Annotated in this window: 9 protein-coding genes; 2 read left to right on the forward strand and 7 right to left on the reverse strand. The window is 71.1% G+C overall.

The features are described 5' to 3' along the window. Positions 1-20: 20 nt before the first annotated feature. Complete coding sequence (locus tag GA0115234_RS04395) at positions 21-254, forward strand: DUF7455 domain-containing protein (RefSeq protein WP_024489001.1); 234 nt, start codon at positions 21-23, stop codon at positions 252-254. Between the two features lie 100 nt (positions 255-354). Here the strand turns inward: GA0115234_RS04395 and GA0115234_RS04400 are convergent, their stop codons facing one another. The 7 genes from GA0115234_RS04400 to GA0115234_RS04430 form a co-directional block, all read right to left on the reverse strand. Beyond that, positions 355-1,185, reverse strand: a complete 831-nt coding sequence (locus GA0115234_RS04400) for a S1 family peptidase (RefSeq protein ID WP_093539505.1) — start codon at positions 1,183-1,185, stop codon at positions 355-357. A gap of 134 nt (positions 1,186-1,319) precedes the next feature. After that, positions 1,320-2,867 (reverse strand): RNA polymerase sigma factor, encoded by a 1,548-nt coding sequence (locus GA0115234_RS04405; protein ID WP_093539518.1) that lies wholly within the window; start codon positions 2,865-2,867, stop codon positions 1,320-1,322. A gap of 323 nt (positions 2,868-3,190) precedes the next feature. Next, positions 3,191-4,057 (reverse strand): FadR/GntR family transcriptional regulator, encoded by an 867-nt coding sequence (locus GA0115234_RS04410; protein ID WP_202553358.1) that lies wholly within the window; start codon positions 4,055-4,057, stop codon positions 3,191-3,193. Between the two features lie 145 nt (positions 4,058-4,202). After that, positions 4,203-6,113, reverse strand: a complete 1,911-nt coding sequence (locus tag GA0115234_RS04415) for an ATP-binding cassette domain-containing protein (protein WP_093539507.1) — start codon at positions 6,111-6,113, stop codon at positions 4,203-4,205. A gap of 112 nt (positions 6,114-6,225) precedes the next feature. Continuing rightward, entirely contained in the window at positions 6,226-6,990 is a 765-nt protein-coding gene (locus GA0115234_RS04420) for an NUDIX hydrolase (protein ID WP_093539508.1), read from the reverse strand. Between the two features lie 131 nt (positions 6,991-7,121). Further along, entirely contained in the window at positions 7,122-8,420 is a 1,299-nt protein-coding gene (locus tag GA0115234_RS04425) for a DUF4192 domain-containing protein (RefSeq protein ID WP_093539509.1), read from the reverse strand. 252 nt (positions 8,421-8,672) lie between these two features. Beyond that, positions 8,673-10,832 carry a RecQ family ATP-dependent DNA helicase gene (locus GA0115234_RS04430; RefSeq protein WP_093539519.1) on the reverse strand — a complete coding sequence of 720 codons (2,160 nt, stop codon included), beginning with the start codon at positions 10,830-10,832 and terminating at the stop codon, positions 8,673-8,675. 392 nt (positions 10,833-11,224) lie between these two features. Between GA0115234_RS04430 and GA0115234_RS04435 the strand changes: the two genes are divergently transcribed. After that, the gene (locus tag GA0115234_RS04435; RefSeq protein WP_093539510.1) at positions 11,225-11,854 is read left to right on the forward strand and encodes a hypothetical protein; all 630 of its coding nucleotides are present in this window, start codon (positions 11,225-11,227) and stop codon (positions 11,852-11,854) included. Positions 11,855-11,987 lie beyond the last annotated feature (133 nt).

Consider the following 11,987-nt stretch of genomic DNA (forward strand, 5'->3'; position numbering starts at 1 on the left):
CGAGCTAGAGAAGAGGCGACGTGACTACTGTTCTGACCCCCGCGAGCCCGCTGACCGCAGCAGACCGCTGTGACCGTTGCGGCGCCCAGGCATATCTGCGCGTCGTCCTGATCAGCGGCGGTGAACTGCTCTTCTGCGCCCACCACGGTCGCAAGTTCGAGCCGGAACTCAAGAAGATCGCCGCGGAAATACAGGATGAGACGGACCGGCTCACGGCTGTGCAGGCCCAAGCCGCCGAAGAGGAACAACACTGACACCTCGCATCCACGACGAGCAAGGGCCAGGTCCCGGACCTGCCGACGGGCGGCTCCCCAGAAGGGGAGCCGCCCGTTCTCGTACCCGCGGTGGTGTCGTTCAGCCGGTCTTCGGCATCCATCCGATCGCGGCGGAGATCCGCGTGTACACGCCGGGGCTGCCCGCCTGAGCGCAGCCGTTCCCCCAGGACACCAGCCCGATGAGCCGTCCACGGGCCACCAGCGGCCCGCCGCTGTCGCCCTGGCATGCGTCGTACCCGCCCAGCAGTTCGCCCGCGCAGAGCATCGTCGAGGCGTCGTACATGCCGTTCCTGCCGCCCGGGTAGGCCTGCGCACACGCGGTGTCCGACAGGACGCTCACTTTCGCGGACCGCAGCGACGACGCGTAGTCGCTGTTACCCGTCGTGTCACCCCACCCGTAGACGACGGCCTCGGTGCCCGGCGCGTACGCCGCGTCACCGGATTCGGCCATCGGAATCGCGCTCTTCGCGGGAAGCGCGTCGGCGAGGGTGAGCACGGCCAGGTCCCCCGCGTTCGTGGCAGGGTTGAACCCAGGATTGGTCCAGGTCTCGCGTACCGGAATCTCCTGGCCTCCGGTCCCGAGCAGGGCATCGCGGCCCGTGATGACCCGCAGATCGCGCACGCCGGCGACATCGACGCCGAGCGCCTCCCGGCTCAGGCAGTGCGCAGCGGTCAGCACCTTCTTCGGCGCCACGACGACACCGCCGCAGAACTGGCCGGCGCGCGCTTCTCCGAACCGGTCACGGCTGGACAGCGCCACGACCCAGGGGCTGTCCTTGACGTGTGCGGGCTGACCACCGATGACGATGCCGCCCTCGGCCGCCTGGGCGGAGGATCCGAGCGGTATGAGGGCTGTGGCGGCGACCAGGGCGAACGCCCCGGTCAGGGCGCGGAAGACAGTACGGGACATGCGTGCTCCTGACTCTGTGGTGAACCATTCCCACCCAGAGTCATCCCGCTGGTCGCCGACCGCACGCGTTGATAGGCCGAGGGCCCGGCTCCCCCTTCGGGGATCCGGGCCCTCGGTCCGTGTACTCCTGCGACCTAGTCGAGGTAGTCGCGCAGCACCTGCGAACGCGACGGGTGGCGCAGCTTCGACATGGTCTTCGACTCGATCTGACGGATGCGCTCACGCGTCACGCCGTAGACCTTGCCGATCTCGTCCAGGGTCTTCGGCTGGCCGTCGGTGAGACCGAAGCGCATCGAGACCACGCCCGCCTCGCGCTCGGAGAGCGTGTCGAGCACCGAGTGGAGCTGCTCCTGGAGGAGCGTGAAGCTGACCGCGTCGGCCGGAACGACCGCCTCGGAGTCCTCGATCAGGTCACCGAACTCGCTGTCCCCATCCTCACCCAGCGGGGTGTGGAGGGAGATCGGCTCACGACCGTACTTCTGGACCTCGATGACCTTCTCGGGGGTCATGTCGAGTTCCTTGGCCAGCTCCTCCGGGGTGGGCTCGCGGCCCAGATCCTGGAGCATCTGGCGCTGCACACGGGCGAGCTTGTTGATGACCTCGACCATGTGCACCGGGATACGGATGGTGCGGGCCTGGTCGGCCATGGCGCGGGTGATCGCCTGCCGGATCCACCAGGTGGCGTACGTGGAGAACTTGTAGCCCTTGGTGTAGTCGAACTTCTCGACCGCACGGATCAGACCCAGGTTGCCCTCCTGGATCAGGTCCAGGAAGAGCATGCCGCGGCCGGTGTAGCGCTTGGCCAGCGACACCACGAGACGGAGGTTGGCCTCCAGCAGGTGGTTCTTGGCGCGGCGGCCGTCCTCGGCGATGATCTCCAGCTCGCGCTTGAGCTTCGGAGCGAGCTTGTCGGAGTTGGCCAGCTTGTCCTCGGCGAACAGACCGGCCTCGATGCGCTTGGCGAGCTCGACCTCCTGCTCGGCGTTGAGGAGGGGAACCTTGCCGATCTGCTTGAGGTAGTCCTTGACCGGGTCGGCGGTGGCACCGGCGACGGCGACCTGCTGCGCGGGGGCGTCGTCCTCGTCGTCGTCGGAGAGGACGAAGCCCTTGTTCTCGCCCTCGCCCTCCTCTTCGTCGCCCTTGCCGACCTTTACTTCCTCGGCCGCCTCGTCGCCGTCGAGGAGCTCGTCGTCCTGCTTTCCGGACTTCTTCGTTGCTGTCTTCTTGGCCGCCGTCTTCTTCACGGCGGTCTTCTTGGCAGCCGTCTTCTTGGCTGCCGCCTTCTTCGCAGGGCCGGCCGCGGCAGCGTCGTCAGCCACCACGTCCACGGTCTCTGCCGACGGGGCGGCAGTGGCCGCGACCGTCCTGGTCACGGTCGTCTTGGCCGCGACGGTCTTGGTGGCGGTGCGCTTGACCGGGCTCTTCGCTGCGACGCTCTTGCGGGCACGTTTGGACGGCTCCGCGGCACTGACCATCAGCGTCACACCCTCTTCCTCGAGGATCTGGTTGAGGCTGCGCAGAACATTCTTCCACTGGGTTGGCGGAATCTGGTCAGCCTCGAAGGCCCGACGCACGTCATCGCCGGCGATCTGCCCATCAGCCTTTCCCCGCTCGATGAGCGCCATCACAGACTCGGACTCGGCGATCTCCGGCGGGAGCGTACGGGATGTGCTGGCCGACACGAACAACCTCTCGGAACGATGGAAACGGCTTCCGGCCCGGCCCCGAAAAGGGCTTGAGCCGACGACCGCCGGGCTGGGAATGTACCGGCGGCGCGGGTTTGGCCTCAGAACTGCACAGCGCACTGAACGGCTGCTGTATTCCTTCCGCGGCGGTCACCTCTTAAGTCATCGCACTGTCTCGAGGAGTGTTACGCCCAATCCGCGTGGCCCGAGTCACACCTCATTTGCGACGAACGTGACCAAGGGCGCAAAACCGTGCAGCCGTGTCGCCGGACCATGGCAGCCCGACGACACGCGGTTCGCACACCCCGGCCGTGCTGTGCTCAGTGCTCGCGGGGCGCGGGTACCACACGCTCCACCTCGGAGTGGACGACGAGCAGTTGGCGCATGGCGGCTTCGGCGCCCGCCGCGTCGCCGGACGCGAGGGCTTCGACGATCCGGGCGTGATGGCCGAGGGACGCCTCGCCGGGGCGGTCACAGCCCGTGACCGGGCCGCCCGATACCTGCAGTGCCGCGGAAACGATGCCGGAGAGGTGCTCCAGCATGCGGTTGCCCGCCGCCTGGATGAGCAGGGAGTGGAATTCCGCATCGGCCCGGGAGCAGGTGATGGCGTCCCCCTGCGTGACCGCGTGCCCCATGATCTCCACCATGTCGCCGAGGCGCTGCTGGATGTCCTCGCGGCCGTGGCCTGCGGCGAGACGCGCGGCCAGGGGCTCGATCGTCCACCGGAGCTCCCCGAGCTCGCGACGCTGGTCCTCACGCTGAGGACCGAAGGCGCGCCATTCGATGATGTCGGGATCCAGCAGGTTCCAGTCACTGACGGGGCGGACCCGGGTGCCCACGTTGGGACGGGCGCTGACCAGGCCCTTGGCTTCGAGAACACGCAGCGATTCGCGTACGACGGTGCGGGAGACCTCGAAACGTTGACCGATCTCCTCCGGCACGAGGGGGCGGTCGGCGCCCAGGTCGCCGGAAACGATCATCTGACCCAGCTGCTGAACGAGTTGACCGTGGAGGCCGCGGCCCCGGCTGGCCGAGCCCCGCCGGGTCACCCGGCCGAGGTCGGCGTCGGGGCCGTCCCAGGAACGAAGAGCGGCACGCTCGCCGGCCGGCGCCTCCGCATACGGGTAGCGATCGAGTTCACCCGGGCCGGCGAGGCCGGAATCGGCGGAGCGGGCGGCGGTCATCATGGTGTGCGCAAGGGTACTCACGCATCCTTTGTCGGCGCAGCTCACCCGGCTCTTGAGGTCTTTGGTGAAAAGCACACGAAAGGGTGATCGCCGCCAGCCCCCCAATTGACGCTTTACTGGTATAAACCGGGCGTTCTATTGAGGGCTACGGGGTCGGACCCGATCCGGCGGCGCCCTGAGAGCGCCAACGAGCCCCGCCATGAAGGCTGGTGAACAGATAGGCGCAGACCAGGACCGACAGCGACAACGCCAGCGCGGCCCCCACCGGATGCGCCACGACCCCCAGGACAGCCGCCACCCATCGGTCCGTCTCGTACGGCCAGCGCGGCCACATCAGCTCGCGAAGCCCGGCCGGAAGCCCGGCGACCGGGCGGGATCCCGGTGCCGTCAGCACCTTCTGGACGAGCGGCACGACAAGCACGGGGACGGCGAGTACCGCGGCGACACCGGCCGTCGTCACCCGGAAGACCCCGGCGGCCAGGAGGCCCGCCCAGGCGCAGCCGACGGTCAGCGCCACCCAACTCGCGCCCAGGAAAACCGGATTCGGCGGGACGTGGACCACACCGCCGCCGTACACGACGTGAAGGGTTGCGGCGGAGACCAGCACGACGGCCAGGGCGAGCACCACGGCGACGCCCGCGGACACCACCAGCTTGGCCAGAAGCAGCCCCAGGCGGCGGGGCACGGTGCCCCGGCCCGCAGCGAGCGCGGGGTAGCGGAATTCGTCACCGAACGCGAGGGCGCCGAGCAGTCCGGCCCCGATCGCCGCGGGCGGCAGAGGCAGCAGCGACGGCCAGGCCGCCAGCACCTTCGGCAACGGAGCATGACCGGAGCGGGCGAGGAGCACGGAGAGCCCGACGGAGACGACCAGAACAGCAGCCATGATCAAGGCCGTTGTCCTGACACCGAGCAGACGGCGCAGCTCGTATCGCAGCGGGTGAAGCGGGCCAGGAGCCGGGCGGCGGTGGATGGGCGGCAGCTCCGGACCCGACCTCTCCATGGCCGATCGCGGACCGCACGGCCCTGTACCGCCGCCCGCCCCTGCGCTGCTGTCCGCCCCTGGGGTGCGGTGAGGCTCTGCGGGGACCGCCGGATCCGGGACGGCTGCGGCAGCTGCCGGGGCGACGAACCCCGTGGGAGCCTCGGATCCTGCGGGGCTCGTGCCGTCCCCGGGGGGCGTGGAGCCGGTGTCGCCGACCTCGTCGGCCAGTTGATGCACCGGGAGCCCGTGCCGGAACGCGGTGTCGCCGATCTCCGCGCAGGTGGAGCCGTACACGGCGAGGCGGCCACCGGCTTCGGTGACCACTTCGACCGAGCGCCGGGCCGCTCGGGCCTCCCGGCGGACGACGGCCGCGAGACGGTCCGCGTGCGGCGTCCGGACCGCGACCCGGGGACGGAGGCGGGTCCGGGAGAAGTCACCGGCGTCCTGGTCGGCGACGAGGCGGCCGCCGTCGATGGTGACCACACGGTCGGCGGCCCTCGCGGCCTCCTTGGGGTCCGCCGTGGTGTACAGCACGGTCCCGCCCCGGTCCGCGTGGGCCCGCAGCAGCCCGTGCAGCCAACAGCCCTCGCGCGGAGCGAGGCCCTCCGCAGGATCGTCGAGGACGAGCGTGTGCGGATCACCGAGCAGCGCCGAAGCGAGGGCGAGGCGTCGGTCCATGCCGAGCGAGAGGGAGCCGATGCGCTGCTCCCCGAGCCCGGCGAGACCTACGAGTTCGAGCAGTTCATCGGCCCGCGTGGCAGGTACGCCCGCGGCGGCGCCGAGCATCCGGAGCTGGCCGCGGGCGGTACGGGCGGGGTGGCCCGGTACGTCTCCGAGCAGCACGCCCACCTCGCGCGCGGGGTGCGGGATCCGGTGCATGGGTCTGCCCCGGAAGTGGGTGACACCCCGCCCCGAGTCGAGTTCGAGCATGAGGCGGAGGGCTGCCGTCTTGCCCGAGCCGGGGGTGCCCAGGAGCGCGGTGACCCGGCCGGGTCCGGCTTCAAAGGTGAGATCGTCCACGGCGGCCGGAAGACCACGGCGGGGGGCGCTGGTGAGTCCGATGGCCTGGAGCATCGCTTCTCTCGCGGAAGGTGAAACCGCTCGGCGGCAGGGCGGGTACCGCAGAAAGATAACGCGACATATCCGACTTTCCGTGCAGCTCCAGCCCTGTGGGCGTTCCGCGAGGTCAGACTTCCGGCCGCAGCATCGGGGGGTTGAGCACGGTGGCCGCACCGGCCCGGAAGAGCTGGGCCGGGCGTCCGCCCTGGCGTGTGGTCGTCCCGCCGGTGGGCACCAGGAAGCCAGGGGTGCCGGTGACCTTGCGATGGAAGTTCCGCGGATCGAGAACCACTCCCCACACCGCCTCGTACACCCGCCGGAGCTCGCCCACCGTGAACTCCGGCGGGCAGAAGGCGGTGGCCAGGGAGGAGTATTCGATCTTGGAGCGGGCCCGTTCGACACCGTCGGCAAGGATCCGCGCATGGTCGAAGGCCAGTGGGGCCTGGTTCTCGTCCTCGTGGCCGAGGTTCCCCTCCGCCCCGAGCAGGTCTTCGACGGGCGACCATCGCGCGCTGTTCGCATCGCCACCCGCCCGTGGGGCCGGCAGATCGGGGGCCAGGGCGAGATGCGCGACGCTGACGACGCGCATCCGGGGATCACGACCGGGGTCGCCGTAGGTGGCGAGCTGTTCGAGGTGGGCGCCGTTCCCGATCGCCGGGGCGGCCGGGTCCTGGGCGCACAGGCCGGTCTCCTCGACGAGCTCACGCGCTGCTGCGGCTCCGAGATCCTCATCGGCTCTGACGAACCCGCCGGGCAGTGCCCATCGCCCCTGGAACGGTGACTCACCACGGCGTACCACCAGCGCGCAGAGCGCATGGCGGCGCACCGTGAGCACGACCAGGTCGACGGTGACAGCGAAGGGCGGGAAAGTCGACGGGTCGTAGGGCGGCATGCGGTGATCATAGTCGTCTGCCTGACGATAAACACTCCCTTCGCGATGCTCTTCGAGGAGCTCTTCCCCGTCCGCTCCATACCGGGTCCCCGCCCTCCCCACCTCGTGTCCCGCGTCGTCGCGGCCTCCGGTCATCCCTCACCATCGGATGCACGCCGGCTGGGAGCGGCTCGTCCGGAACGACGCCGGGCGGCCGGGGATTCGGGACGGGCGGGGCCGGTCGGGGCCTTCTTCCTCCGCGGGGAGGCCGGCCGCCCCGCGCGGGGTCGCGCACTCCGGACGGTCCGGTGCCCGCGCCGCCCCGTTCGCGCACTGCGCTCCCCGCGCAGACACCGGCGCAGGGTCTCCGGGTCGAGGCCCTGGTTGCACGCCTCATGAAGGAGTTGGGCGAAGGTGTACGCCGGGTCCATCCGCAGGGCGAGGCCCAGCGCAACCCGCGCGCTCGGTTCATCGCCCATCGACCACGAGACCCATCCGGCCAGGGTCAGTGGCGCAGCGGCATGCTCCTCGTACGGCGCCACGCAGCGACGGGACAGTGCGCGCCAGAGCCGCAACGCCGAATCCGCTTCCTCGCCTTCCATCCATTCCGCGGCCCTGTCGCGGGTCTCCCGGTCCTGGAGTCCGAGAATCACCGCGGCCGCCTCGTCATGGCCGATCAGCCGGTCGTCGTTGATGTCGCAGGCGGACGGCGCCGCCACCGGTGCCTCCCTGAGGCGTTTCATGAGCCGCCGGGCAAGGTCCAGGGTCTCGCGGGCCACTTCCTCGCGTCCCGCTTCGTCGAGGAGCCTGGGCATCAGTTCAGCGCCCGCGGAATCGAGCGCGTGTTGCTGACCTGCCGCCGCCGAGGTCTTCAGCGGTGCGAGCCGCGTCTCCATCTCCCGCAGCGATCCGCGTACTTGAATGCCCGCGTACGCGGCGGCGGCCGCCATCACCGACGTGCCGGGCATGGCCAGCTGGTTTCCCTCCGCCGGGCAGCAGCGCGCGTCCGGACAGCAGTAGGACCAGTACCGGCCGTCGGAGATGCAGAGCGCTTCGAGCACCGGCACGTCCAGGGCGCCGCAGGCCCTACGCAAGCGCTGGGCGAGCGGCCGCAGCCGCTCCATCAGCTGGCTGCCGGACTCGCCCTCGGCGGGATCCTGACAGAGGAAGATGACGATCGCATCAGGTCGCTCCCCCCGACGCTCGCTGCCCTTGATCAAGCACTCGGCAAGCTGCTCGGCGACGGGTGCCCATTCCTGGGGCGACTGCGGGATGCCGAGCCTGAGCCGGCCGCCGAAGCGGCCCCTGCCGCCGTGCAGGGCGACCATGATCACGCTGTCGTTCGGGTGAAATCCCATGAGATAGGGGAGGGCATCGGCGAGTTCGGCAGGCCCTCGCAGGGTGATCTGCTGCTCGTCGACCGGACCGGTGGATTCGTGGTGCTGGTTCATGGCATGACCGTCCCGCAGGCGGCCGAATTCCGCGACCCCTGTGGATAACTTTGTCCACAGGGGTCGCGGGGCCGTTCGCCATGTGCCGTACCCATGGGGTTGCATGGGGCATGACCGACCGTCATCGGCCAGCACCGGGCCCGGGGCAGGGGTTTGTTCGGTGCACTCACGGTGGCTCGAGGGCGCCAGGAAGGATGGCGGAGAGCGCCTTGCCCGGCCGGCTTCCGGCAGTCGGCCGGGGCACGAAGGGGCTCAGCCCGCCGCGGCGAGAACCAGGGGCAGGACCTGTTCGCCGCCTGCCTGGCGGAGCAGGCGGGCAGCGACGGCGAGTGTCCAGCCGGAGTCGGTGCAGTCGTCCACGAGCAGGACGGGGCCGGGGGTGCGGGCCAGGGTGCCGACCAGCTCCTCGGGGATGGCGAACGCGCCGGAGAGAGCCCTGAGGCGTTGGGCGGAATTGCTGCGGCGGGCCGCGTGCGCACCGTCCGGCCCGGTGTACGCCAGGGTGCCGAGGAAGGGCAGTCGGCCGACGGTCGCGATCCCCTGGGCGAGGGAACCGACCAGTTGCGGACGGGTAAGGGACGGTACGGCGACGACACCCACCGGCCGGGCGGAGGGATCGGGAACACTTGGTGCCCAGCCGCCCGAGGAGCGCGCCCAGTCAGCGAGAACGGCCACCGCGGCCCGCAGGACATCGTCCGGGACCGGCCCGTCGGGGGCGTTCTCCGCCAGCAGCGGCCGCAGTCGGTTGCCCCAGCCGATGTCCGAGAGCCGCCCCAGGGCACGCCCGGTGGAGCACTGCTCCTTGGCCGGGATACGGCCCTTGAGGTCGATGCCCAGCGCGGGCATCCCCGTCGGCCACATGCGGCGCGGCTCGACCTCCACTCCCGGGCGGTCCAGTTCCTTCGTCGCGCCCGTGAGGGTCTCGGCCGAAACGGCCGTATCGGCCCAGGGCCCCGCGCAGTTGTCACAGCGGCCGCACGGGGCCGCCCCCTCGTCGTCCAGCTGTCGGCGCAGGAACTCCATCCGGCACTGCGACGTGCTCGCGTAATCGCGCATGGCCTGCTGTTCGGCCGCCCGCTGCCGCGCCACCCACGCGTAGCGCTCGGCCTCGTACACCCACTCGGCTCCGGTGGCCGTCCAGCCACCCTTCACCCGCTTGACCGCGCCGTCGACGTCCAGCACCTTCAGCATCGACTCCAGACGGGTGCGCCGAAGATCCACCGCCGCCTCCAGGGCGGGCACGGACAGCGGCCGTCCCGCTGCGGCGAGGGCCGAGAGGGTCTGCCGGACCTGGGCCTCGGGCGGGAAGGCGGTATCGGCGAAGTAGCGCCAGATCGCCTCGTCCTCCTTGCCCGGCAGCAGCAGTACGTCGGCGTGGGCCACCCCACGCCCCGCACGCCCCACCTGCTGGTAGTAGGCGATCGGCGAGGACGGCGAGCCGAGGTGGACCACGAAACCCAGGTCCGGCTTGTCGAAGCCCATGCCCAGGGCCGATGTCGCGACCAGTGCCTTGACCCGGTTCTCCTGCAGGTCGACCTCGGCCTGCAGACGGTCGGCGTTCTCCGTCCGTCCGGTGTACGAGGCGACGCGGAAGCCGCGCTGGCGCAGGAAGGCGGTGGCCTCCTCGGCCGCGGCGACGGTGAGGGTGTAGATGATCCCGGAGCCCGGCAGCTCGTCCAGGTGCTCGGCGAGCCAGGCCAGCCGGTGCGGGGCGTCCGGCAGCTGGACGACGCCCAGGCGCAGGCTCTCCCGTTCGAGCGGACCACGCAGCACCAGGGCCTCGCCCGCACCGGTGCCCAGCTGGTCGGCCACATCCGCGGTGACCCGCGCGTTCGCGGTCGCGGTGGTGGCCAGCACCGGCACGCCGGGGGCGAGCTCGGCGAGCATCGCCCGCAGCCTGCGGTAGTCGGGCCGGAAGTCATGTCCCCAGTCGGAGATGCAGTGCGCCTCGTCCACCACCAGCAGACCGGTGGTGGCCGCGAGCCTGGGCAGCACCTGGTCGCGGAAGTCCACGGAGTTGAGGCGTTCCGGACTGACCAGGAGGACGTCGGTGTCGCCGCGCTCGACCTCCTCGTAGATGGTGTCCCACTCCTCCGGGTTGGCCGAGTTGATGGTGCGCGCCCGGATACCGGCCCGCGCCGCCGACTCGACCTGGTTGCGCATCAGCGCCAGCAGCGGCGAGACGATCACCGTGGGCCCGGAGCCGCGACGGCGCAGCAGAGCGGTGGCGACGAAGTACACCGCCGACTTGCCCCAGCCCGTGCGCTGCACCACCAGCGCGCGCCGGCGGTCCTCCACCAGGGCCGCCACCGCCTGCCACTGGTCCTCCCGCAGCCGTGCCGTACCCCCCGGATCGCCGACGAGCTCGGCGAGAATGGCATCGGCTTCGGTGCGGAGCTCCAGGTTGTCCATGCCCCCCATGCAACCCGATGGCACGGACAATCGGCGAATCCGCCCCGTGCGACGGCCGGACGGTCTCCAGGACTCCGGCCGCACGCAAGCCGCACGTCGGCCGTGAGGGCGGTGCCGGGGCGGGCGGCCGGGGCGGATGGGATGTTTCCGCTGGTCCTCGCCGTTCGAGCGGGGCGAAAGGCGTCGTCCGGGCAGGGCGTGGGCAGGGATATCAGAGTCATTCCGGCTGATTCCCGTCACCTGAGCCAATTGCTCGTTGCCGCCCGCCGGTACGCCAGGAAGAATCGGACTCGCTCCCCGCAGAGTCCCTTTCGCGGCCCGGAAGGGCTGTGCCGCGGTGCGCCCTCACTCGACCCTGCCCGCACCATGGGCGCGTATGCGAAGGGAGGATCGTGACCTTCGGATTCGCTCCGTCCGCAGCCACTTCGATGTCGGCGTCCGCCGACTCCGCCAACCGTCTCGCCAGGATGCTCGAACCGGCCGAGTGGGCCGAAGCGGGCATACCGCTGCTGCGCAGCCCCCGTGAGATCGTCAGCGGCCTGCACGCCCGGCACCGGCCGACCCCGGGGACCGCCGTGGTCGCCGTGCTCGACCATGAGGAGCGCCTCACGGCCAGCGCTTCGTTCGCCCGCCGCCCCGCGGCCGCCGACGGCTGGGAGTTCCGCAACGCGCTGCTGGCGCATCTGCGCCGGGTCATCCCGCACGATCTCCGCCGCCGCACGCCCGTCCGTACCGCGGTGCTTCTCTACTGCCGTGAGGGCGACGAGCGTTGGACGGAGGAGGACGGGGCGTGGATGTGGGGCCTGCGGGACGCGTGCACACTGCACGGCCTGCGGTGCGGCGCGTACATCACACTGACCCGGGGCGGTTGGCAGGTGCTGGGCGAGGGCCGCGGCGGCCGTCGTCCCCACTCCATGTCGCAGCCGCCCGCTCTCGCCGACACCTCGCTCGACCGGGAACCGGCTCCGCTGCGCACCGGCGGCGGTGCGGCGCACGCGCTGCGACGCACCGCGGCCCGCTGATCCGTGGCCGCGGGCCCGGCCGCCCTTTCCGGCAGCCGGGCCGCCACGGTCCGGTCTACCCCGGGGATCAGACGCCGGCGCCGAGCACCGCGTTGATCCGCTCCGGGTCCCCGCACACGATCAGCAGTGCTCC

The sequence above is a fragment of the Streptomyces sp. DvalAA-43 genome (genome assembly GCF_900091725.1).
Lineage (GTDB): Bacteria > Actinomycetota > Actinomycetes > Streptomycetales > Streptomycetaceae > Streptomyces > Streptomyces pulveraceus.